24 protein-coding genes are annotated in these 23,289 nt (G+C 55.5%); 9 read left to right on the forward strand and 15 right to left on the reverse strand.

Annotated features, from left to right (window positions below; all coding sequences use genetic code 11):
• Window positions 1-24: 24 nt before the first annotated feature.
• Both EDY99_RS04425 and EDY99_RS04430 read left to right on the forward strand, forming a co-directional pair.
• Window positions 25-2,640 carry a fimbria/pilus outer membrane usher protein gene (locus tag EDY99_RS04425; RefSeq protein ID WP_123061500.1) on the forward strand — a complete coding sequence of 872 codons (2,616 nt, stop codon included), beginning with the start codon at window positions 25-27 and terminating at the stop codon, window positions 2,638-2,640.
• Between the two features lie 11 nt (window positions 2,641-2,651).
• Window positions 2,652-3,692, forward strand: a complete 1,041-nt coding sequence (locus tag EDY99_RS04430) for a fimbrial protein (RefSeq protein WP_033642412.1) — start codon at window positions 2,652-2,654, stop codon at window positions 3,690-3,692.
• A gap of 74 nt (window positions 3,693-3,766) precedes the next feature.
• On the opposite strand, the gene EDY99_RS04435 is transcribed toward EDY99_RS04430, so the two are convergent.
• The 5 genes from EDY99_RS04435 to EDY99_RS04455 all read right to left on the reverse strand — a co-directional run bounded on the left by EDY99_RS04435 (window position 3,767) and on the right by EDY99_RS04455 (window position 9,496).
• Complete coding sequence (locus tag EDY99_RS04435) at window positions 3,767-4,225, reverse strand: helix-turn-helix domain-containing protein (RefSeq protein ID WP_046686691.1); 459 nt, start codon at window positions 4,223-4,225, stop codon at window positions 3,767-3,769.
• Window positions 4,226-4,430: 205 nt separating this feature from the next.
• Window positions 4,431-6,011, reverse strand: a complete 1,581-nt coding sequence (locus EDY99_RS04440) for a malate:quinone oxidoreductase (protein ID WP_096242074.1) — start codon at window positions 6,009-6,011, stop codon at window positions 4,431-4,433.
• Between the two features lie 460 nt (window positions 6,012-6,471).
• Window positions 6,472-7,899 carry an alkaline phosphatase gene (gene phoA / locus EDY99_RS04445; protein WP_116286514.1) on the reverse strand — a complete coding sequence of 476 codons (1,428 nt, stop codon included), beginning with the start codon at window positions 7,897-7,899 and terminating at the stop codon, window positions 6,472-6,474.
• Between the two features lie 131 nt (window positions 7,900-8,030).
• Window positions 8,031-8,738, reverse strand: coding sequence for a glutathione S-transferase N-terminal domain-containing protein (locus tag EDY99_RS04450; protein ID WP_033642416.1), 708 nt, complete (start codon window positions 8,736-8,738; stop codon window positions 8,031-8,033).
• Window positions 8,739-8,812: 74 nt separating this feature from the next.
• Entirely contained in the window at window positions 8,813-9,496 is a 684-nt protein-coding gene (locus EDY99_RS04455) for a helix-turn-helix transcriptional regulator (protein WP_047572153.1), read from the reverse strand.
• A gap of 175 nt (window positions 9,497-9,671) precedes the next feature.
• On the opposite strand from EDY99_RS04455, the gene EDY99_RS04460 reads away from it, so the two are divergent.
• Window positions 9,672-10,019: an antibiotic biosynthesis monooxygenase gene (locus EDY99_RS04460; RefSeq protein WP_060440380.1), complete on the forward strand. Its 348-nt coding sequence runs from the start codon at window positions 9,672-9,674 to the stop codon at window positions 10,017-10,019.
• 35 nt (window positions 10,020-10,054) lie between these two features.
• Here EDY99_RS04460 and EDY99_RS04465 read toward each other — a convergent pair whose 3' ends face one another.
• Entirely contained in the window at window positions 10,055-10,786 is a 732-nt protein-coding gene (locus tag EDY99_RS04465) for an isochorismatase family protein (RefSeq protein WP_123061501.1), read from the reverse strand.
• A 132-nt stretch (window positions 10,787-10,918) separates the two neighbouring features.
• Between EDY99_RS04465 and EDY99_RS04470 the strand changes: the two genes are divergently transcribed.
• Together EDY99_RS04470 and EDY99_RS04475 are read left to right on the forward strand one after the other, a co-directional pair.
• Window positions 10,919-11,815 (forward strand): LysR family transcriptional regulator, encoded by an 897-nt coding sequence (locus tag EDY99_RS04470; protein ID WP_103101879.1) that lies wholly within the window; start codon window positions 10,919-10,921, stop codon window positions 11,813-11,815.
• Between the two features lie 169 nt (window positions 11,816-11,984).
• Complete coding sequence (locus tag EDY99_RS04475) at window positions 11,985-12,482, forward strand: ATP-binding protein (protein ID WP_123061502.1); 498 nt, start codon at window positions 11,985-11,987, stop codon at window positions 12,480-12,482.
• Between the two features lie 32 nt (window positions 12,483-12,514).
• Here EDY99_RS04475 and EDY99_RS04480 read toward each other — a convergent pair whose 3' ends face one another.
• From EDY99_RS04480 to EDY99_RS04495, 4 genes are all read right to left on the reverse strand, one after another.
• Window positions 12,515-13,021, reverse strand: a complete 507-nt coding sequence (locus tag EDY99_RS04480) for a GNAT family N-acetyltransferase (protein WP_123061503.1) — start codon at window positions 13,019-13,021, stop codon at window positions 12,515-12,517.
• 62 nt (window positions 13,022-13,083) lie between these two features.
• Window positions 13,084-13,341: a YjhX family toxin gene (locus EDY99_RS04485; RefSeq protein WP_004939031.1), complete on the reverse strand. Its 258-nt coding sequence runs from the start codon at window positions 13,339-13,341 to the stop codon at window positions 13,084-13,086.
• A gap of 233 nt (window positions 13,342-13,574) precedes the next feature.
• A complete protein-coding gene (gene cynS, locus EDY99_RS04490; protein ID WP_033650583.1) occupies window positions 13,575-14,045 on the reverse strand; it encodes a cyanase in 471 nt (156 codons plus the stop codon).
• Window positions 14,046-14,064: 19 nt separating this feature from the next.
• Window positions 14,065-14,718, reverse strand: coding sequence for a carbonic anhydrase (locus EDY99_RS04495; RefSeq protein WP_123061504.1), 654 nt, complete (start codon window positions 14,716-14,718; stop codon window positions 14,065-14,067).
• Window positions 14,719-14,829: 111 nt separating this feature from the next.
• On the opposite strand from EDY99_RS04495, the gene cynR reads away from it, so the two are divergent.
• Window positions 14,830-15,780, forward strand: a complete 951-nt coding sequence (cynR, locus tag EDY99_RS04500) for a transcriptional regulator CynR (RefSeq protein WP_123061505.1) — start codon at window positions 14,830-14,832, stop codon at window positions 15,778-15,780.
• On the opposite strand, the gene EDY99_RS04505 is transcribed toward cynR, so the two are convergent.
• Together EDY99_RS04505 and EDY99_RS04510 are read right to left on the reverse strand one after the other, a co-directional pair.
• Window positions 15,704-16,135 (reverse strand): hypothetical protein, encoded by a 432-nt coding sequence (locus tag EDY99_RS04505; RefSeq protein WP_033637706.1) that lies wholly within the window; start codon window positions 16,133-16,135, stop codon window positions 15,704-15,706. The two genes, cynR and EDY99_RS04505, sit on opposite strands and share 77 nt — an antisense overlap.
• A 58-nt stretch (window positions 16,136-16,193) precedes the next feature.
• Window positions 16,194-16,661, reverse strand: a complete 468-nt coding sequence (locus EDY99_RS04510; protein WP_060659744.1) for a helix-turn-helix domain-containing protein — start codon at window positions 16,659-16,661, stop codon at window positions 16,194-16,196.
• 63 nt (window positions 16,662-16,724) lie between these two features.
• Between EDY99_RS04510 and EDY99_RS04515 the strand changes: the two genes are divergently transcribed.
• Window positions 16,725-16,952 (forward strand): tautomerase family protein, encoded by a 228-nt coding sequence (locus EDY99_RS04515; RefSeq protein WP_033650586.1) that lies wholly within the window; start codon window positions 16,725-16,727, stop codon window positions 16,950-16,952.
• A gap of 344 nt (window positions 16,953-17,296) precedes the next feature.
• Window positions 17,297-18,778, forward strand: coding sequence for a hypothetical protein (locus EDY99_RS04520; RefSeq protein ID WP_206358724.1), 1,482 nt, complete (start codon window positions 17,297-17,299; stop codon window positions 18,776-18,778).
• Window positions 18,779-19,023: 245 nt separating this feature from the next.
• Here EDY99_RS04520 and EDY99_RS24485 read toward each other — a convergent pair whose 3' ends face one another.
• The 3 genes from EDY99_RS24485 to EDY99_RS04535 form a co-directional block, all read right to left on the reverse strand.
• Window positions 19,024-19,932, reverse strand: a complete 909-nt coding sequence (locus tag EDY99_RS24485; RefSeq protein WP_139120320.1) for a hypothetical protein — start codon at window positions 19,930-19,932, stop codon at window positions 19,024-19,026.
• Window positions 19,933-20,624: 692 nt separating this feature from the next.
• Entirely contained in the window at window positions 20,625-20,840 is a 216-nt protein-coding gene (locus EDY99_RS04530; RefSeq protein ID WP_060659743.1) for a hypothetical protein, read from the reverse strand.
• Complete coding sequence (locus tag EDY99_RS04535) at window positions 20,837-21,481, reverse strand: hypothetical protein (RefSeq protein ID WP_047728163.1); 645 nt, start codon at window positions 21,479-21,481, stop codon at window positions 20,837-20,839. Before EDY99_RS04535 ends, EDY99_RS04530 begins: the two co-directional genes overlap by 4 nt.
• Before the next feature lie 180 nt (window positions 21,482-21,661).
• Here EDY99_RS04535 and EDY99_RS04540 point away from each other — a divergent pair, with 180 nt between their 5' ends.
• Window positions 21,662-23,254, forward strand: a complete 1,593-nt coding sequence (locus EDY99_RS04540) for an ABC-F family ATPase (protein ID WP_089194460.1) — start codon at window positions 21,662-21,664, stop codon at window positions 23,252-23,254.
• Window positions 23,255-23,289: the final 35 nt, after the last annotated feature.

Raw genomic sequence — 23,289 nt, forward strand, 5'->3', positions numbered from 1 at the left:
GAAGCACTTCAAGGAATGAAAGAAATGGCACACAAAAGAATAACAACCCTCGCGCCAAAACGTTTGGTGAAGCTGATTAATGGTGTAATTTATTTTTCTGCTGTGCCTTTTTCATTCTCACATATGGCCATGGCGGAGGAGCAGTTCAACACTTCCTTCATCCATGGCGATGACAATATCGCCCAGGTGGCGTCGTTGGCCAGCGGGGATGATATTCTGCCGGGTAAATATCCGTTTGATATCTATCTCAACGGGCAGCGTATCGATCATCGTGAAATCGAGTTCAAGAAAGAATCCAAGGACTCTCCTGTCGCCCCGTGCCTGACGGCGGCGGACTATCAGGATTACGGCGTAAAGCTGCCTGGCGATCTGACCACCGCAGGTGCCGAGCAATGCTACGCATTGCCGCAGCAGATCTCCGGCGCCAAGCTGAACTATGACGCCGCCGTACAGCGTATGGATCTGGAAGTGCCGCAGGTGTTTCTGATCCCGCGTCCGCAAGGCGCCATTTCACCGAAAGTTTACGATCGTGGCATCAATGCCGGCTTTGTTAACTATAACTTTAGCGGCACTCATAACCGCTACGGCAACAACCAGAACGACAAGACCTCAGACTATTACTTTTTGAGTCTCAACAACGGCCTCAATATCGGCAATTGGCGCCTGCGCAACAACTCGACGTTGAACCAACAGTCGGGCGCCGGTACGCATTGGAAGAACATTTCCAGCTGGGCGGAAACGGACATCGTTTCTCTGCGCAGCCGTCTGGTGATCGGCCAGACCAACACCAATAACAATGTTTTCGACAGCATTCAGTTCCGCGGTGTGCAGATGTCCAGCGCCGACGACATGCTGCCGGAAAGCCAGCGCGGCTATGCGCCGGTGGTGCGCGGTGTGGCGACGACCAACGCGCGCGTTGAAGTGCGTCAGAACGGCTATACCATTTACAGTACCAACGTGCCGCCAGGGCCGTTTGCGCTGACGGACATTTTCCCAAGCACCTTGAGCGGTAACCTGGATGTGACGGTCATCGAAGCCAACGGTTCGAGAACCTCATTCGTCGTGCCATTCTCCTCGGTGCCGAACATGCTGCGCGAAGGGATTTGGAACTATCAGCTGACCGCCGGTAAATACCACGACGGCACCAGCCGCTATCAGCCCAAGTTTGTACAAGGTACCTTGTCGCACGGCATGTCGTATGACATCACGCCTTACGGCGGCGTGCTGGTGGCGGAAAACTACCGTTCAGCGGTTGTGGGCCTGGGTAAAAACCTGGGGAACTGGGGGGCCGTTTCCTTTGATATGTCCTATTCCGACACCAACCTGGTGAACGGCGATGACAAGCAAGGGGAAAGTTTCCGTTTCCTGTATTCCAAGTCGCTCAACGATTGGGGGACGGAATTCCGCATTGCCGGTTACCGTTACTCGACCTCCGGCTATTATGATTTCTCCGATGCGGTTGCCGAGCGCGAACGCTATGAGAACGGCTATTACCGTAACGATTACCACGATCAAAACGATCGCAACCTGGGCGTGCCGGACTGGGCGGAGTCGCGCCGTCGCAGTTATTATACCAGCCGGTTCAACAACAAACGCCAGCGCGTTGAGCTGTCTGTCAACCAGCGCATCGCCGGTAATTCGACGCTGTACGCCAACCTCAGCAACCAGTCTTACTGGGGCGGATCCGGCGAAGACCGCACCGTTCAGACCGGTTTCAACAGCAGCTATAAAAATATCAGCTATGGCGTCTTCTATCAGGACAGCCGCAGCAACTACGGCTATAAAGATCGCAGCGTCAACCTGACCGTATCGATTCCGTTCAGCTTCTTCAGCAAGGATTCGTCGGATATGACCGCCAGCTTCAACGCCGGCCACAGCAAGCAGAGCGGCAATACCTACAGCGCCGGCCTGAGCGGTACCGCGCTGGATGACAACCGCTTGAACTATGCGGTGCAAAGCGGCCATGATCGTTATTCGGGCCAAACCAGCTCGGCCAACGTCGGTTACCAGGGCAGCATGGGGAACATCAATGCCGGTTACAGCTACAGCAAAGATTATCAACAATCTTCGTTGGGCGTGGCGGGCGGCATCGTCGCACACTCCGGCGGCGTGACGTTGACCCAGCCGCTGCAGAACACCTTTGTGCTGGTGGAAGCCAAAGACGCCAAAGGCGTTCGCATCGAAAACCAACCGGGCGTCGCCATCGACCGCTTCGGTTACGCGGTAATGACCTCGGCGTCGCCATACCGTCATAACCGCGTGGCGCTGCGCACCGAAGATATCGGCAACGGCCTGGATATCCCGATGGCGGCGCGAGACGTGGTGCCGACTTACGGCGCAATCACCCGCGTGAAGTTTGAAACGCACACGGGCCAAAGCCTGTTGGTGCACAGCAAGATGGCCGACGGCAGCGTACCGCCGATTGGCGCCAACGTCTTCAGTGCGGACGGCAAGAACAACGGTACTGTCGGTACCAACGGCGATATTTATATTTCAGGGGCTTCCGCAGGGGATCGCCTGCTGGTGAAATGGGGCAACGACGCGGGCGAAAGCTGCTCACTGGTGGTGCCGGAATTGAAAGCGGCGACCGAACAGCTGATGGGTTATCAGGAACTTTCGCTGACCTGCGGAAAACCGTAAAAGGAAAGGATATGTCTTCTTTGTTAAAGCACAAGAATCTCGGGTTGGCGGCTGGGCTGCTGGTCACGCTGGGCGCGTTTTCTCAGAGCAGCTATGCGCTGTCTTGTAAGCAGAACGGCAGCATTCGCCAGGATATCGTGCTGGATAAAGCCATCAAGGTGTCGACCGCCAACACCGCGCCGGGCGCGTTGCTGTGGCGTTCGCAGACTTTTACTTCGACCTTCCAATGTACGGATGACTGGAACAACCCGAAAGGGGAGAACGCCTACCTGTACTGGGATCCGCAGTCCCGGATGAGTCAGATCCATAATTCGATCGAAGTGGGTGTCACTTATCAGGGGATTGATGTCAAACCGACTAAAGGCGCACGTCAGGACGTCGGTCCCGGCACGGAATGTCGCCGTTCGGGTAGCCGTTGTTTGTCTCCGGCCAGATCGCTGACGGTAACCGTGTCTTACGCCATCTACATTAAAGCAACCGGCAAGGCGCCGCCGGCCGGCGGCAAGATCAACGACAACAACTCGTACTCGGTATTTCAGGTTGATGGCGTCGGCGGCTTGAACGGCACGCCGAACAGTAACTTTAACGCCTACATTTCCGGGCTGGGCAACATTCAGTTTATTTCCTGCAACCCAAAAATCACCGTGGTGGCCAACAACGGTTCGACGGTGAATTTCGGTACTATCCCGCGTCAGAATGCGGTGGTGGGTAAAATCGAGAAACAGGTACCGTTCTCGGTGGCCGCCAATATGTCCGATCCGACGACCGGACAGGACTGCCAGGGGGAGACGCTGCAGGCCAGCTTCAGCACCACCTATCCACTGCAGGATAACAGCGTGATCCTGCCGACCAGCGACAGCGGTTTCGGGATTTTGATCTCGCAGGCGGCGACGCCGAATACGCCGATCATGATGAACAGTCCGGTCGATCTGGGCCTGGTCAACGGCACCATCGTTGAAAAGAACTTTATGGCCAGCCTGAAATGGTTGAGCACCAACCCGAAAGTGGGGCCGTTCAGCGCATCGGCGAATATTGACGTCACCTTCAAATAATTCGGTGTCTCGTCAATAAAGAAAGGGTTCAGTTCTCGCGAACTGAACCCTTTTTTGTGCCTTTACCATGAGGATTAACGCAGCCCCATCCAGCTGGTGCATACGCCTTCCGGCAGTTTGCCGGCAAACCAGCGCGGTAAGGCGGGGGCGTCGCGGTGTTGCTCAGTCTGCGTCTGCGCCGGCTGCGCCGGCCACTCCGCGACGTCCCAGCGGGTGGTGCGGCGATACACCGCCGGGGTCTTGCCGAACTGTTTCTTGAAGGCGCGCGAGAACGACGGCTGAGAATCGAAGTGGTATTGCAGGGCGATATCCAGGATCGGGCGTGGGGTGGAGCGCAGCGCCTGCGCCGCCTGCGACAGGCGCCGCTCGCGGATATAGCTGCCGAGCGCGTGGCCGGTGGTGCTGCGGAACATGCGCTGCAGGTGCCATTTGGAGTAGCCTGACTTGGCGGCGACGTTATCCAGCAGCAGCGGTTGGTCCAGATGAGTTTCAATCCAGTCTAGTAAATCGTGAATGATATTGACGCGATCCATGGTTTTAGTTCTCCCGCAAAAACGACATTCAGGTCACAGTGACTTAGCTTAATTATCCAAGAATATACTTTGATAATAGGCGTGACTACGCCGTTACGCAAGGGTAAACCGGGGGTAAATAGGTGGCCAAAAATGCTCTTTGAGCGGCAGGGGTATAGAAAAAAGGCCGCATAAAGCGGCCTTGTCAGCAGGAAACCACGGGGAATCAGTTAGTTTCCGGTTTCACTTCAATGTAGTTCAGACCCAGCACGCTGCTGGTGTAACCGCGGATCTTGTTGGTCATCTCGATATCGCCGTTCAGCTTGTGGCCGTAAGACGGGATGATCTCTTTCAGCTTGCTCTGCCATTCCGGCGTCGCCACTTTGTCTTTGAACACGGTTTCCATCAGATGCAGCATGATCGGCGCAGCGGTAGAAGCACCCGGCGAAGCGCCCAGCAGAGCGGCGATGCTGCCGTCTTCAGAACTGACGACTTCGGTGCCGAACTGCAGCACGCCGCCTTTATCCGCATCTTTCTTGATGATCTGCACGCGTTGGCCCGCGGTCCACAGCTTCCAGTCTTCCTGCTTGGCGTCCGGGAAGTACTCTTTCAGCGCGGCGAAGCGGTCGTCGTCGTTCATCATCAGCTGGCCGACCAGGTATTTCACCAGATCGAAGTTATCCAGACCGACGTGGGTCATCGGCATCAGGTTCGAGGTGCTCAGCGAGTGCATCAGATCGAACAGTGAACCGTTCTTCAGGAACTTGCTGGAGAAGGTGGCGAACGGCCCGAACAACAGCACGCGCTTGCCGTCCAGCATGCGGGTATCCAGGTGAGGCACGGACATCGGCGGTGAACCTACGCTGGCCAGGCCATACACTTTGGCCAGGTGCTGGTTGGCGATCGCCGGGTTGGTGGTGACCAGGAACTGGCCGCCGACCGGGAAGCCGCCGTAGCCGTCGGCTTCAGGGATGCCGGATTTCTGCAGCAGGGTCAGGGACGCGCCGCCTGCGCCGATGAACACGAACTTGGCGTTAACGGTGGTTTCTTTGCCGTCGCGGTTCAGATCGGCAACGGTCACGCTCCAGGTCTGGTCGGCGTTGCGCTTGATGTCGCGCACTTCGTGGCTCAGGTTCAGCTTGAACTTGTCGCTGGCGCTCAGCGCGTCAACCAGCTGGTGGGTGATCACGCCGAAGTTGACGTCGGTACCCAGCGGCATGCGGGTCGCGGCGATTTTCTGCGCCGGATCGCGGCCGTTCATCACCAGTGGCGCCCACTGCTTGATCTGCGCAGGATCTTCGGAGTATTCCATGCCGCGGAACAGGGTGCTGTGCTGCAGCGCCGCATAGCGTTTACGCAGGAAGTTGACGTTGTCGTCGCCCCACACGAAGCTCATGTGCGGCACGCTGTTAATGAAAGATTTCGGATCTTTCAGGACATTGTTTTTCACCTGATAAGACCAGAACTGGCGAGAGATTTCGAAAGACTCGTTGACCTTCACCGCCTTGCTGATGTCGATGGTGCCATCGGCTTTTTCCGGCGTGTAGTTCATTTCGCTGAAGGCGGAGTGCCCGGTACCGGCGTTGTTCCAGCCGTTGGAACTCTCTTCCGCTACGCCGTTCATGCGCTCGTACATGTCGATGGTCCAGGTCGGCTCCAGCTCATGCAGATAGGTACCCAAGGTGGCGCTCATGATGCCGCCGCCGATCAGAACCACGTCGACGGTTTTATTCTTCTCTTCAGCCGCCGCCTGTTGCGTAACGCCAAACAGGCTGAGACTGAAAATCAGGACGAGTAATTTTCTCATTGAATTAAATCTCTTGTGTGTAAATTCTACTCATTGCAGGTGAAAGAATTTAGCGGGAGTTACCCTGGAAATAATGAAGCCGACCGCCCGGCGAAAGCCGATAGGCAGCAATAATGCCTTTTTGTTAATAGGGTTTTTAACGAAAAGTGAACTATTGCAGGCCGTCCGGATGCAAATTGATCGGTTCACGTTACTGGCGGGGTATTATTGTTTGCGAGAATGTTAAAAACTACTTTTGTAACTAAAAAAAATGAATATAAGCAAAAAACGGCCGGTTGCTGTCGCAGGAATAAACAGAGAGGGAAGAAAGGCCGTATAACCGCGTTATTTTCAGGGGCTAATTGTCGCGTAATTAGACGTTATTTCGTTATCACACAATAATTGCGGTTAAATTGCAAATACCTAGCAGTAACCAATAATAAATGGCCGCCGTGGCGGGCGGCCATCGTTCAGGGGGCGGTTACTTGATGCCCATCGCATCGCGCATGGTGAAGAACAGATCGGTCTGATCGGTCAGGCCCACTACGTTGGCGGCGTGCGGGCCGTAGGCCGCGACGCGCAGCTGGGTGCCGGTGTGCCCCTGAGATTCCTCTTCAGAGTTGCCGTAGCTGAGGGTCATCGGTGCGCCGTCCTTGGTGGTCAGCTTTTGGGTCAGGCCCGGCGCTTTGGCGTCGGCGGAGACGATCTGGCTGGCGTGCGCGTGGTCGGCGGTGACGATCACCAGCGTGTTGCCGTCGGCGCGGGCGAAGGCCAGCGCTTTTTGTACCGCTTCGTCCAGATCGACGGTTTCGCCAATCTGCCCGCACGGGTTGGCGGCGTGATCCTGTTTATCGATCGACGCGCCCTCGACCTGCAGGAAGAAGCCGTTCGGGTTGTCTTTCAACAGCGCGATCGCTTTTTCGGTCATCGCCGCCAGCGTTGGCGTGGCGGCGGTGCGCGCCGGGTTGTTTTCGCAGGTCACTGCCGGTTTGTCGAGGTTGCCGTGGTAGCTGGCTTTCGGCCCCAGCCAACGCACCGGCATATTGCCGTCGGCGAACAGCCCCAGCAGCGGTTTTTGCTGGTTGGCGAGGGTAACGGCCTGCAGTTCGTCGGCGTTGCTCACCCACTGATAACCCTGCGCCGCCGCCTGGTCCTTCAGCGATTTTCCTTGCCATTCGCCGCTTTTCGCCAGCTGGTTGAACGATTTCGCGCCGCCGCCCAGCGTGACGTCGGCGCGGGTTTTCAGCAGTTGTTCGGTGATGGAGCCGCGGCCGCCGTTTTCCAGTGCGTTAGCGGCGCATTTCTCGCTGGTTTCCTCCGGGCCGTAGCACTTGCGTGAGATGACGTGCGAGACCAGCGCCGCCGGCGTGGCGTCTTGCAACTCGGCGGTGGAGACGTTGCCGGTGGCCTTGCCGGCCGCCTTGGCGATCTCCAGCAGCGTCGGTTGATCCTTGCCGTTCACGTCCACGCCGAGCGCGCCGTTATAGGTTTTCACCCCGGTGGCCCAGGCGGTGGCGGAGGCGGCGGAGTCGGTCACGTAGTCCGGCTTGTGGGTTTTCCTGTCCAGCGAGTAATGGGTGTATTGTCCTGTCAGCGGCAGGGCGTCGATGCCCTTGAAGTAACCGCCTGCGCCTTCGGCGTAGTTGCGCGCGGCGGTGATCTCGGAATCCCCCATGCCGTCGCCGATCAGCAGGATCACGTTTTTCGCCGTTTTGTCCGACAGCGACGCCTTCAGCGCGGCGGTCTGATCGCCGGCCAGACGGCGGGCGCCGCCCGGTTCGACGAGGTTGCCGCGCGCGGCGCGATCGGTCAGGCCATCGGCATTGGCCGAGGTTTCCGCCGCGATGGCGGAGGAACAGAGCAGGGCGGACAGTACGGCGCCGGCGATCAGGGATACAGCAGGTTGCATGGGGTAAGCTCCTTGTCGTAATACAACAATGTAAATAACATCAAATTGTTACGAAAGGAGAGTAGAGCAGAGGGATGACAATTTTATGACAGCGGAAGGCGGGACGGCCCGGCGGCCATCCCGTTTGACGATCAGGCCGCGCGCGCCGGGATAGCGAGCCCACGCTGCACCGCCGGGCGCGCCAGACCGCGCTCCAGCCACTGCGCGACGCGAGGGAAACTGTCGAACTCCACCAGTTCGCGCGCCTCATAGAAGCCGATCAGGTTGCGCACCCAACCCAGCAGCGAGATATCGGCGATGGTGTACTCCGCGCCCATGATCCAGTCGCGGCCTTCAAGTCGCGTTTCCAGCACGCCGAGCAGGCGTTTCGATTCGTTTTTGTAGCGCTCCAGCGGCCGCTTGTCTTCATATTCGCGCCCGGCGAATTTATGGAAGAAACCGAGCTGGCCGAACATCGGGCCGACGGCGGCCATCTGGAAGAACACCCATTGAATGGTTTCGTAACGCTGCGCCGGGTCCTGCGGCAGGAAACGGCCGCTCTTTTCCGCCAGGTAGAGCAGAATGGCGCCGGATTCGAACAGCGGCAGCGGCCGGCCGCCGGGGCCGTCGGGATCGATGATCGCCGGGATCTTGCCGTTCGGGTTCAGCGCCAGGAATTCCGGCGTCCAGGTTTCGTTGTTGCCGATGTCGATCAGGTGCGCTTCATAAGGCAGGCCGATCTCCTCCAGCATGATGGAGACTTTGACGCCGTTCGGCGTCGGCAGAGAGTAGAGCTGCAGCCGTTCTGGATGCTGAGCCGGCCAGCGTTTGACGATCGGGAATTGGGTGGAATCGAGCATGGAAACTCCTCGGGTTGGCGGGGTCGCTTAAGCGTACCCCTAGAGTATTGCAGTAAAACTACCCTGTCGCCGGGTTACACCGTGAGGTCAAAATGCGCGGCCAGCGCTTTTTTACCGGCGGGGGTCAGCTGCAGCTCGCGGCTGTCGAGCCGGCGAAGGATCCAGCCGCGTTGGATAAAGGCGGCTAACAGCGCGGCGCCCAGCGCGCCGCCGAGGTGAGATCGGCGTTCGCTCCAATCCAGGCAGCCGCAGGCGAAGCGGCGGCGGGTGGGCGCGGGGGAGCAATCGACGCCCAGCCGCGCCAGCGCGGCCTGACCGATGTCGCTTAACCGGTAGTCTGCCTCGCCGGTCAGCCAGTTCAGCGCATGCAGCCGATCGTGCAGCTTCACCGCCACCTCGCCCGCCATATGGTCGTAGCAGGTGCGAGCATATTGCAGCGAGGTGGGCGTGCGGCTTTTCACCGACGGGCGCGGCACGCCCGCCAGCGCCATCAGGCCTTCCAGCGCTGCGGCCACCGGTTGCCCGGCCAGTCGGAAATAGCGATAGCGCCCCTGTTTGACACAGGCAATCAACTGCTGCTCCAGCAGCTTCGCCAGATGTGCGCTGGCGGTAGACGGAGCGACCTCGACCGCCGCGCTGAGCTCGGTGGCGGTGTAGGCGCGCCCGTCCATCAACAGGCACAGCATGCGCGCCCGGGTGCGGTCGGCGATGGCGGCGCTCAGCGCCGCTAAACGATCTTCTATCTCGATGTTATACATACTTCGAGGTTAGACGAAGTATGGCTGTGCGTCCATTGCTAGCCTGTGGTCATCGCACTTTGGTGCTGTGCGGCCGTATTCGCTGGATATTGATGAGCGGGCGTTGAAACCGGTGCAGTGGCGCCATTCTTACCCTGCGCACGTACCGTAATTTTACCGTTGAGAGGAGAAGATAATGATCGCCGTGATTTTTGAACTGCAGGCCGCCGACGGGCAGCGTGATACCTATCTGGCGCTGGCGGCAGAGCTGAAGCCGCTGCTGGCGCAGATCGACGGATTCATTTCCATCGAGCGCTTTCAAAGCCTGGCCGATCCTGCGCGCCTGCTGTCGCTCTCCTTCTGGCGCGACGAGGCAGCGGTGCAGCAGTGGCGCAATCTCGAGCAGCACCGGGCGGCGCAGGCGCGCGGCCGTGGCGAGGTGCTGGCGCAGTATCGGCTGCGGGTGGCGGAGGTGGTGCGGGACTACGGGTTGGAGAGACGCGATCAGGCGCCGCAGGATAGCCGTGGCTATCACCGCACCTGAGAAAAAGCCCGCCGCCGGCGGGCTTTCTTCGTCCGTTATTTCGCTTCGCTGCCCACCTTCATCGCCCCGGCGTAGCTGGCGCCCATCCCCCAGGCAGCGCCGTGGTCGCGGGCGATCTGCAATACGCCTCCCGCCGTGGCTTTGCGGCTCCAGTCCTGCTGCCATTCCAGCATCAACGCCACCCAGTTGATGGGCGTGGCGCCCGCCTGTATCAGGCGCTGCATGGCGTTGTTTTGGCTGTCTGGCGTAATGTCGCCGGTGACGTCCGACAGAATATAAACCTCATATCCCTCGCCCAGGGCGGACAGCGCCGGCAGCATCACGCAGCTGGCGGTCCACAATCCGCCGATGATGATTTTCTTGCGGCCGGATTGTTTAATCAGATCCACTACGCGCCGATCCTGCCAGACGTTGATGGCGGTGCGATCGTACACCTGCAGATCCGGACGTGCCTGCGTCACCTGCTGGAATACCGGCCCGGCGAAGCTTTTGGCGTTGGCCGAGGCCAGAATGGTCGGCACGTTGAACACCTTGGCGGCCTTGGCGATACCGGTGGCGTTATTCACCAGGTTGGTTTGGTCGATAGAGGAAATGGTCATGCCGAACATGTCCTGCAGATCGACCAGCAGCAGCAGACTGTTCTCGGCCGTCAGCGGCTGCACATAACCCGCCTGGCGGCTGTCGGCGGCGGGGGATTGCGCCAACGCGGCGACGGGGGCGGCGGCGGCGCTCAGGCCGAGTATCAGGGCGAACAGGGTCTTTTTCATTATTAACTCCATGATTATCAGTAGATTAAATTCACTTCCCACTCAGGGAAGCGGTTGAATAAAGTCTACTGAGGTTGTTGAGGTTAATAATCTGTGTTTTATTGAATTTATAATTGACCAATAGGACATAATGTGGACGTGTTACTGACGATGCGCGCCTTTCGCCGCGTGGTTGAGCGCAACAGTTTTTATAAGGCGGCGGAGGATTTGGCGATCACGCCGGCGGCGTTGAGCAAGCAGATTAAGCAGTTGGAGAACCGGTTGGGGACATTGTTGCTGGTGCGCACCACCCGCAGCATGAGCCTGACCGAAGCCGGGCAGCTCTATTACCAGGAAGCCTGTCGGTTGCTTGGCGAGTTTGACGCGCTGGAGCAGACGGTTGCAGCCAGTGCGCAGCAGGTCTCCGGCACGCTGCGGGTCAATGCGCCGCTCTCGTTCGGCCTGACGGTGCTGTCGCCGCTGCTGCCGCCGTTTATGCAACGCTACCCGCAGCTGCAGGTGGAACTGACGCTGGACGACAGGGTATTGGACGTGGTGGCGGCCGGTTTCGACATTTCCTTGCGCATTCGCCGACGGCTGCCGGATTCTTCCCTCAGTGCCCGGGCACTGGGTGAAGTGCACCAGCGAATTTGCGCCGCACCCGGCTATTTGGCGCAGCACGGCGTGCCGCAAACGCCGAATGACTTGCCGTGTCACAGCTGTCTGGCCTATTCCCTGGCGGAAAGGCCGGGGCAGTGGCAGTTCACCGCCGGCGAGGAGAGCCTGAGCGTGACGTTCACTCCCCGATTGATCGCCAACAACAGCCTGATGCTGCGGGACATGCTGGTGGCGGGACTGGGCATCGGTTCGCTGCCGTCGTTCGTGGCGGATCCCGAAATCGCCGCCGGTAGGCTGGTGCGGCTGTTCCCTGAACAGATTGCCGAAGCGCATCAGGTCTTCGCGGTTTACCCGACGCGCCGGCATGTGCAGCAGAAAGTGAGTTTATTCACCGAGTTTGTGCGAGAACAGGGATTGATGACGGCGAATTGACAACGCTGCACGGGTTGTCATATTCATTAGCTATGAAAAAATCCTACCGCCCATTCGCGAAAATTATTATCACCCTTCTCCAGAGGGTGGGATAGCGCGTGTGTCGCCAATAAAAACCCGCCGGCAGGCGGGTTTTTTTATCCCCTTCCGGCAACGACCGGAGAACGTCATGAAAACCTACCCTGCAGTTTTACACCTGATGTGCGGCAAGGCCGGCGCAGGCAAATCGACGTTGGCGCAGCGTTTGGCCCAGCAGCCGCAAACGCTGTTGCTGAGTGAAGATGCGTGGCTGGCGACGCTGTATGAACAGGAGATGGCCAACCTGCAAGACTACGCGCGCTGTTCCGATCGGTTGCGGCGGGCGCTGGGCGGGCACCTCGTTCAGCTGCTGCGCGGCGGTTGGTCCGTGGCGCTCGATTTCCCGATGAATACGCCGGACAGGCGGCGCTGGGCCAAAGCCTTGGCGGAGGAGGCCGGCGTCGTGCACTGCCTGCACTTTCTCGACGTCAGCCATGCGCAGTGCCTGAGCCGGATAACGCTGAGAAACGCGCGCGGCGAGCACCCGTTTACACTGAGTGAGGCGGAGTTTGAGCATCTGGCGCAGTATTTTGTTCCCCCGGCGGAAGAGGAAGGGATGACCGTCTTGCGTTATGGCGAACGGGACTGAAAACCGGCGCCATGACGGCGCCGGCAACAGGGTTAGGCTTCGGCGTTAAACGCGTTGTGGAAGGTGACCTCCGCGCACGGCAGCGCGCCCTGGAAGGCGACGGCGCGGAAGTAGTCTTGCGGCACGCCCGGCAGGGTCAGCGTGCTTTGTGCCTGGAAGCCGAAGCGGCCGTAGTAGTTCGGATCGCCCAGCACTACGCAGCCTGCGGCGCCGCGTTCCTGCAGCTCGGCCAGCAGCCGGCGGATCAGCCGGCTGCCGATCCCCTGGCCCTGACAGGCCGGCAGCACCGACACCGGCGCCAGCCCGTACCACCCGGCGGCGCCGTTGCTGAGTGCGATCGGCGAGACGGACGCGTGCCCGATCGGTGTGCCATTGCGTTCGGCGACCAGCGACAGGGTGAGGGCTCCCGCCGCGCGCAGCGCATTGACGATAAACTGCTCGGTGTGGCTGCTGTGCTCGGCATGCAAGAATGCGGCGGCGGTGAGGGTGGCGATGGCGCCGACGTCGGCCGGCGTTTCGTGGCGTAACGTGATGTTCATGGTTGTATCCTGATTAAATAAGGCTATGCCGACCGGGCTGCCTGCCCGGCCGGTATCGATGATTAACGGTTATCCAGCTGCGCCCGCACGGCCTTGAGCCCGGCGAAGGTGACGCGATAAGGGCGCCCCTGGCGAGAGAGGATCAGGCGTTTGGTTTTGAGCTTGGTGAAGACGGCCAGCGAGCAGTCGGCCAGGCCGAGCCCTTCGCGGGTGTAGCATTCAACGTGGGTGACGCGACCGGCGTCGTTGCGGGTGAAGGCGATATAGCCGCCTTTGGCCAACACGTGCAGCACGCGTTGTTCCGCTTTGGAAATGTTCATGTTGGGAGATCCTGTAATAACCCCAGATACGCGCATCCCCGCGCAAACGCGCGTCGGATACGTCAGAGTCCCTCGCCATGCGGCAAGGAAGCGACTATCGGGTGGTTACAATCTCCAACATACAGGCCTCGGGCAGTGAAAAACGCCAGGGCGGCGTTTCAGCGCAGTTAATGTAGCCAATGGCCGGTTGGCTGTCAATTTGCCGGCGACGCGGGCCGCCGGCGCAAGGCCAATCAGAAAGGCTTGGTCGGCAGGTATTTGCCGTCCAGGGTGATCACCGCGCGTTCGCCGCCGTCCGGATCGGGCACCTTCTTGATATCCAGCTTGAAGTTGATGGCGCTGATGATGCCGTCGCCAAACTGCTCGTGCACCAGCGCTTTCAGCGTGGAGCCGTAGACCTGCAGCATTTCATAGAAACGATAAATGGTCGGGTCGGTCGGCACGCCGCCGGGAATGCTGCCGCGCAGCGGGATGGTTTGCAGCAGTTGCACCGCTTCTTCATCCAGCCCCAGCTTGGCCGCCACCGTGCGCGCCGCCGGTTCCGGCAGCGCATGCTGCCCCAGCAGTGCGGCGGTGACGAACGCCAGACTGAGACCGGTGCCCTCGGCCAGCGCTTCGAACGTCAGGTTATGGCGGATCTTGGCGGCCATGATGGTGTCGGTGAGCGCTTCGCGCGGGGCGGCGTTGTGCAGAGAGTGTGTCATGTTGGCTCCTTTTGTGGGCTTAAAAACGGGCGATCGCCGGCGTGGCGGTCACCTCGGGATGGATGGCGAGCGGCACGAAGCGGCGGGTTTCACCGTCCAGCGCCTCGATAGCGCCGCTGGCGATGTCATAGACCCAGCCGTGCAACGCCAGGCGGCCCTGATCCAGCGCCAGCGCGACGGAAGGATGCGTTTTGATGTTGTTGAGCTGGGCGATGACGTTCTCGCGCACCATCGACGCGACCCGCGCTTCGTCGCAGGCGTGCGGATAAGCCTGATTGACCGCCTTGGCGGAATCGGCGTAACGCAGCCAGCCGGCGACAGTCGGCAGGTGATCCAGACACTGGCAGGTGGCGATGGCGGTCATCGCGCCGCAGTCGGAATGGCCGCAGATCACGATATCTTCCACGCCCAGCGCGGCGACGGCGTACTCGACCGAGGCGGTCACCCCGCCGGGTTCGGGGCCGAAAGACGGCACGATGTTACCGGCGTTGCGGATAACGAACAGATCGCCCGGCTCGCGCTGGGTGACCAGCTCCGGCACCAGGCGGCTGTCGGAACACGAAATAAACAGCGTGCGCGGATTTTGGCGGGTTGCCAGCCGCTGAAACAGCGCCGTGCGTTCAACAAAGGCTTCGCGCTGAAACTTCAGGAAGCCTTCAATCACCTCTTTCATTGTCTTTCTCCCTGGGGGGTAAGCGATGACGGCATGATGAACGCTTCTGGCTATAGGGTCTAAGACCCATTTATAATGCTGGCTATAGGTTTTACTAATAGCTGGGGCGCTATGCTGCTGCGACATATCCGATATTTTCTGGCCGTTGCCGAACAGGGCAATTTCACCCGCGCCGCCGAAGCGCTGCACGTCTCGCAACCGACGCTCTCCCAACAGATCAAACAGTTGGAGGATGCGCTGGGAGCGCCGCTGTTCGATCGCAGCGGCAGAAGGGTGCAGCTGACCGACGCCGGTGAGGCCTGGATGCGCTATGCGCGGCTGGCGCTGCAGGATCTGGACGCCGGCGCGCGGGCGATCCATGACGTGGCGACGCTGGCACGCGGCCATTTGCGGCTGGCGATGACCCCGACGTTCACTGCCTATCTGGTGGGGCCGACGATCGATGCGTTCTATCGCCGTTACCCGGGGATTACGCTGAGCATTGAGGAGATGGCGCAAGAGCGGATCGAGGCGCTGTTGGCGCAGGATCGGCTGGATCTGGGGATCGCCTTTGAGATGGCGCAGTCGGCGGACGTGGAAGCGATGCCGTTGTTCAGCGAGACGCTGGAGCTGATGGTCGGCGCCGAACATCCCCTGGCGGCGCGGCGTCGGCCGCTGACGCTGGCGGAGTGGCAACATCTGCCGCTGGCCTTGCTGAGCGGCGACTTCGCCACGCGGCAGTTTATCGATCGCTACTGCACGCAGCTGGGATTTCGGCCGCAGGTGGCGGTGGAGGCCAACGCGCTGGGCGCCATCGTCGAGATCGTGCGGCGCGGGCTGCTCGCCACGCTGCTGCCGGCCGCCATTGCGCGCGAGAATCGGCAGTTGAAAAAAGTGGCATTGGCCAACGCCATGCCGGTGCGGCAGGCGGTGTGGCTGCAGCGCAAAGGCGCTTACCGCAGCGCCGCCGCGCAGGCGTTTATTGCCGTCTTGCAGGAACAGGGCGTTACGCCAACGCCCCCCAGCGCTGCGTCATCCCCAGCAGATGCACCAGCCCGAAGCCGAGGCAAATCAGCGAGCTGACGACGATAAAGCGCTGGCTGCGGCCGGTATCGCGCAGGGCGAAGGGGCCGGCGACGCCGCGCAGCAGGTAGATGAAGGTAATGATAAACAGCGCGGGCCGCAGCAGCGGCAGCGGCGCGATCAGGCCCGCGCCGGAAAGCGCATACAGCGACCAAATAAACAGCACCAGCGCGATACCGGCGGTGACGACGGCCGGGAACTTTTTACCCGCTTCCGCCGCCTTAATGAAGCGATCGCCGGCGCCGCATAGCCGGTAGCCGCGCGGCCCGGCGGCGATCACCCAGATATGCAGCAGCGCGGCGATGGCGCTCAGCGCGGCGCCGATCAGCAGCGCGGTGTTATAGAGGTGTGGCATGGTTCAGCATCCTTGTCCTAAATCAGTCTGGTATCAAGCGTAGACCAGAATGGGTAAGTCAGGCTGGGGGGAGCTCAACGGCCGACATTTGCAGCGCGTCTTCAGGCACTACGTGCGCCTGCGCATCGATAAATGCCAGCTGCACCGGCAGCCCGCTGCGTTTATCCACCAGTTGAACGTGGGGGGTGTCATGCAGAATATGCCGGTGGCCCCACGCCATCAGCGCAACCAGGATGGGCCCCAGGCTGCGCCCCTTGTCCGTCAAGACATATTCATGTCGTTCGCGCTCGCCCGGCTCCCGGTAAGCGCGTTTGGCCAACAGTTCTTGTTCTACCATGGCATTCAGACGGTTGCTCAACGCCTGGCGTGAAGCGCCGATATTCTCGCGCAGCTCTTCAAAACGGCGGACGCCGTAGAATGACTCGCGCAGGATCAGCAACGTCCAGCGATCGCCAAGCAGATCCGCGGCCTGCGCCAGCCCGCACAGGGCAAGAGAAACGGTAGGGAGATCGGGAGATTTTGACATGGGCATTTTCCTTCGCTAATCTAAGTCTTGTTTTTAGACTTAACTATATTCAAGGAGAGTATAATGCCATTTGTTAATGTGCAAACGGTGAAAGGCATGCTGGATGAACGGCAAAAAAGCGAATTGCTGTCCCGCATTACCGAACTGCTGGTAGAGATAGAAGGGCGAGGCGATCCGGCGTTCAGGCAGTCGGTTTGGGTCCGAATCGATGAACATGCGCCCGAACAATGGAGCCTGGGCGGCGTACAGCCGACGGCGGCGATGATTGCCGCGAAGTTCCCGCCGCGTTAATTCAGCTATGCCGCCTGCGAAAAGGATCGGATGCCGCAGGCGCTCAAAATGTCACCGAAACTTCCCGCGATCTCTGCACCCCGTTGTGGCATAATGCGCGCCAAATCACATTCCCTATGTATAAAGAGCGAGCGCTGTGTTAAGCACTAATTACATCACAGTGTTGTTTCGTATGTAAAAAACCATATCAATACAAAAACAAACCAATGACACAATCATGTATCATTAAGTATATTCTTTAAGATGTTTGATTGGTCAATTACTTGATTGATGAGTTATACTTCATGAAACAAAAAATCCATAATTTAGAAACATAATAATGTAAATTAACAATGGAGTGATTGGTGAAAATGAAATCAAAAAAAGAAAAAAGAAAGCAAAAACTCAAGGCTAGAAGCAAAAGGGCCAGGGAGATGCGAGAGGGGGTAATTGAAAAATATAACAAAAAGAAAGATATTTTTACTTACGGAAAACGTCTGACAAGACGTCAATTTGATGCTTACTGCTATTGTCGAATGCCACTAGTCAGATTTACTGCTCATGAAGTTGAATGGTACTCATTATTTGATAATAAGTTGCTTGGTGTTGTGATAATGGATGTAACTGATGAGGATTATGGTTTTATCATACTGGGTAGGGATGCAAGGAAGCTATTCCGTTGCATTGATATTTGTTCTGGGTTTTATCGGACAGCAATAGAGGCAAGAAAAGCTCTAGCATTAAAAATTTCCGAAAGTTATAAGGGTAACATCAAGGATGTGTATCCGCAAAATGATGAGGTAGATGTTGGGTTTAATTTATTCACAGATGTTATACCAGAAAGTGAGCAGCATAGAGGCTATAAGATATTAAAAAATGAAATTAGGTTTGAAGCTGCAAGAAATATTATTTCTGAAATTGTCAATTCATTTATTGATAATGATGGTCACTATGAGCGAGAATTTCAATCGGTAAACTTCCAGGCGAAACTTTGGGAGCTTTATTTGCATATGTATATTCATAATGCAGGGCTTGCCATTGAAAATAATCATGCTGCACCTGATTTCGAAGTTAATGATTTTGGTAAGAAGTATTTCATTGAAGCCGTGACGGCTAACCCATCAACTAACTCACAGCGACCAGATTTACCGGCGCCTCAAAGTCATGAAGAAATTCAAGAGCGTCTTGACAATTTCATGCCGATAAAATTTGGAAGCCCTTTGTATAGTAAGTTATGTAAGAAATATTGGGAGAAAGAGCATGTCTCTGGTAACCCTCTTATATTGGCGATTCATGATTATCACAATGATAATGCAATGACTTGGTCTAGAACTGCGCTTTCTGATTATTTATACGGAATAAGAAATCGTATTGTTGGTGGAAAAGCTACGTTAGAGAAAGTTGAAAAACATGTATGGGATGGCAAAGAAATCCCTTCAGGTTTTTTTTACCAGGAACATGCTGAAAATATAAGTGCTGTATTGTTTAGTAATCAAGCGACAATACCAAAATTTAATAGAATGGGTAAACTGGCAGGGCTGGGGAGCAATGGTGTTAAGATGATAAGGAATGGGTATTTGTATAATCCGGATCCAGACGCCATTTATCCTATACCATTCTCAAAAGATGTTGACGATCCAGATTATGAAGAGTCTTGGTCTGAGGGATTGATAATGTTTCATAATCCAAACGCAAATAATCCAGTAGATATTAACTCATTTTCAGATATCAGTCATATATTTTATTCAGAGGAAAAAGGTTTCTATGGACACCATCAAGCGTTTGATGTTCTAGGTTCAGTTACAATAGTCATTAGTCACCATGATAAAGATATAAAGGATGCTTGATAGGTTCAACCGGACTTCTATAACACCGACCTTTTCAGAGGCTAATTATTCATACAATGAGCCAAAATCTATTTTTAATCAGTGGGTATGACTACTAGTTTAGTTGCTAAGTTAACAAAGCTAAATGTGTTAAAACGATCTTTTTATTATCCTTCTGAGAGGTATGGGTTGATTAATCTCATATATTGTCCGTATGGAATTGTCAGAGCCCATATATAACGATAATGAGCTCTGACATTTGACTTCTAACGTAATCTTTTTTCAGAAACCTCGGGAGGCATTACTGCTGATAGTAAGACTGGGATAGACTCAAGCATTATTTTTCCATCCTTGACTTTTCTTCTCACATACTCAGGATATTTTTCAGGTAAATACACGTCTTCAAACCATCCTCTAAATTCTGAAAGTGCACTGTGAGGGTATGCATTTATTTCCGGGTCTAACTGCCTATAAGATTCAGGAAAGTTATGTCTTATTTTTATTTGTTCCCCATATTTTTCTGAGAGGGAATTTGCTCTCCAATAACGCCCCCAATGGCTTCCTAAACTACCATCTGGCATAATTGAATCATCTACAATAATGTTGTTTCTTATTAGTGAGGCTATTATCGCTGTTGCCTCATCAAACATCGTGAAATACCCACGTGGAGTCTCATTTAATAAGATTCGCTCTTGAAATAATGACCAGCTCTTTGATATGGCGTCTGTTTCTTTATAACTTAGGCGCTCATATATATATTTGCGTAAGCCAAATTTGGCTGCTTTTCGATAATTTATTATGGCTTCATCTTTTTTTACTTGTGCAAAGTGAGCATAATAGTCGGTTATGGCCATAACGATTTGTTCTGGAACAGCGTGAATAGTCCCTGTTATGGAGTTATTACTACTCAATTGTACATATAAACTATCTGGGGCTTGTTCAGTTTCCGTCCATTCTTTTATTAGCTCTTCTAATTGCCTTCCTCTTTGGCGCCCTTGAGCTTCTCCTTTTTCCCAGTCTTGTGCTAATTGAATTATTGAGCTCGGAGCCATACCACAAAATCTAGCTAGCCCTTGAAGAGATAAGAATGTTTCTCCATTTGGGAGAATGCCCATGCTAATATTATCTACTTCTTTTATTGCTATAGGTGTAATGGAAAGAGATTGCTGTTTCATAAAATATTCCTCAAATTAATTTCATTTTCCACTAGTGTGATTTTAAAATGAATCAAAAAATCTTTTATTGTTATGGACAAAATGATAGAAAGTAAATTTATCACTTCTAAGGTAAGATTCCTAACCCGATGCTCAATCCCACTTATATAATTGCGATCTGGTTCACACTTATCAACGAACTCTTCCTGTGACCAGACATGCTCATTGCGTAACTCTCTAACACGTAGACCAAATTTGATTTAAATTTAATTTTTCATCTAACAAGCATCATGTCTGTTGTTTATCAGAACACTGGTCATGCCATTAGTTACAATTTTTATTATTAATAACCATATCAATTTGTTTGATTGTTTTTAGTAAATGCGCTTTCCTATTTAATTAGTATTTTCTGCATAAATTTTGGCATGCTATCCGCAAGTCCCTTGGCGAGTATTACAACCAATATGAGTGCAACAAGAAGCAACCCATTAGCCCCCCCCCTTTTTATAACAATGGTACACAGATAGATTTCAATGGTTTCCGCGACTTTGGTAGCTTTGACTCATCCGATTATCAGGGGTACATACGTCGAAAGAAATAGTAGTTTGCGTGCAGAATGTAGCTGAATTAATTACAGCTCATCGGCTAGAGGGGCAGTAATCAGCGTTAAAAGCAATATGATAACTGTCCTTATTTAATTTAAATTACACCGTTCACTCAGGGCTTTCATCGTACACTTTTTTAACTGCAAATCTAAAAATGACATACCCTAAGAAAACTCCCACTATTGATATCGCAACCCACAGATACTTCAAATGGTCGTCGGAGTAAAACATGAACCAGGCAATGGCTAACAGCGAGAGGGCCACAACGCCGCATCCAATGCCCTGAATAATTCTGGATAAAGCCGCCAGCATAAAGTTCTTCATACGTTAACCTTTGCAAAAAAGTACTGACAAATTTGGTTGAATTTCTTTCGATCTCTTTCCCAAACCGAGACGGCATCCTCGAATGGTCGGACTTTGTTTTCTAACAGAAAGTACAGCAGATCGAGGTTTCCCAGGCGTCTGAGTTGATCATACATCCGCGAGTTTCTTGCCCTCAAGTCGCGTGATGTATAGACAGAGCGCGATATGCTTGCCCCTGCGGTGAGAATTGAGCCAACGGCAACACCCGAGACAAGTCGTGGAATGATTTGTTTAGAGAATATATATCCCATGTTTGCGGTGGCTAACTGATTAAATGCGAATTTGCCGATGAGTTTGCCTGATGTTCTTATGGTCATGTCCTTAACATCTTCAAACTTGACCTTACTGGCGAAGTTTTCGATGAAGATATGAGCCACTTTTTCGATGCTCGCTTTATTGGCTAGGCCTGACTTGATGAGTCTGATAAATCGCTCTTTATCTTGCGAGTTTAACCATCTGTTTTCAGTATCAATATAGTCGTAGCCCAGGTAGTAGAAATCGACCGGTACGCTGATAAAACCTTGTGCAAACCCGCGCACTAAATTGCTGTCAATGTTTATGGCATCCGCCATGTCGTTGGCTATCTGCTTTGCGCTTTTCATAGAAATCCTTTTCAATATGAAGCGCGAATCTAGCAGACTTCTTGTACGCAAGCCAATGCCCACCGGCAAACGGTGTGAACTCGCCGCTCAAAATGTCACCGAAACTTCCCGCGATCTCTGCACCCCGTTGTGGCATAATGCGCGCCAAATCACATTCCCTATGTATAAAGAGCGAGCGCTGTGTTAAGCACTAACAACATCACCATGCAGTTCGGCAGTAAGCCGTTGTTTGAAAACATCTCTGTCAAATTCGGCGGCGGCAACCGTTACGGCCTGATCGGCGCCAACGGCTGCGGCAAGTCCACCTTTATGAAAATCCTCGGCGGCGATCTGGCACCGAGCGGCGGCAACGTGTTCCTCGATCCGAACGAGCGCCTGGGTAAACTGCGTCAGGATCAGTTCGCCTTTGAGCAGTACAGCGTGCTGGATACCGTGATCATGGGCCACACCGAACTGTGGGCGGTGAAGGAAGAGCGCGACCGCATCTACGCATTGGCGGAGATGAGCGAAGAAGACGGCTATAAAGTGGCCGATCTGGAAGTGGCCTACGGCGAAATGGACGGCTACAGCGCCGAAGCGCGCGCCGGCGAACTGTTGCTCGGCGTGGGTATTCCGGTTGAGCAGCACTATGGCCCGATGAGCGAAATCGCGCCGGGCTGGAAGCTGCGCGTGTTGCTGGCGCAGGCGCTGTTCTCCGATCCGGAAATCCTGCTGCTCGACGAACCGACCAACAACCTGGACATCGACACCATTCGCTGGCTGGAAAACGTGCTCAACGAGCGCAACAGCACCATGATCATCATCTCGCACGACCGTCACTTCCTGAACATGGTCTGCACCCACATGGCGGATCTGGACTACGGCGAACTGCGCGTTTACCCGGGCAACTACGACGAATACATGACCGCCGCCACCCAGGCGCGCGAGCGTCTGCTGGCGGACAACGCCAAGAAGAAGGCGCAGATCAATGAGCTGCAATCGTTCGTCAGCCGCTTCAGCGCCAACGCCTCCAAATCCAAGCAGGCCACCTCGCGCGCTCGCCAGATCGACAAGATCCAGCTGGAAGAGGTGAAAGCTTCCAGCCGCCAGAACCCGTTCATCCGCTTCGAGCAGGACAAGAAGCTGTTCCGTAACGCGCTGGAAGTGGAAGCGCTCACCAAGGGCTTCGATGACGGCCCGCTGTTCAGCAAGCTGAACCTGATGGTGGAAGTGGGCGAGAAGGTCGCGGTGCTGGGCGCCAACGGCATCGGTAAAACCACCCTGCTGAAAACGCTGGTGGGCGACGCACAGCCGGACAGCGGCACCGTCAAGTGGTCGGAAAACGCCCGTATCGGTTACTACGCGCAGGATCACGAATACGAGTTCGACGACACCCTGACCGTGTTCGACTGGATGAGCCAGTGGAAGCAGGAAAAAGACGACGAGCAGGCGGTGCGCAGCGTGCTGGGCCGTTTGCTGTTCAGCCAGGACGACATCAAGAAGAAAGTGAAGGTGCTGTCCGGTGGTGAAAAAGGCCGCATGCTGTTCGGCAAGCTGATGATGCAGCGCCCGAATATTCTGGTGATGGACGAACCGACCAACCACCTGGATATGGAATCCATCGAATCGCTGAACATGGCGCTGGAGATGTACGAAGGCACGCTGATCTTCGTCTCCCACGACCGTGAGTTCGTCAGCTCGCTGGCGACCCGGATTCTGGAAATCACCCCGAACAAGGTGATCGACTTTACCGGCAACTACGAAGACTATCTGCGCAGCCAGGGCATCGTGTAACCCTTGCGGTAACGCATCAGGGCGGGAATTATCCC

Origin of the sequence: Serratia sp. LS-1 (genome assembly GCF_003719595.1) — a bacterium.
GTDB classification, from domain to species: Bacteria; Pseudomonadota; Gammaproteobacteria; order Enterobacterales; family Enterobacteriaceae; genus Serratia; species Serratia ureilytica.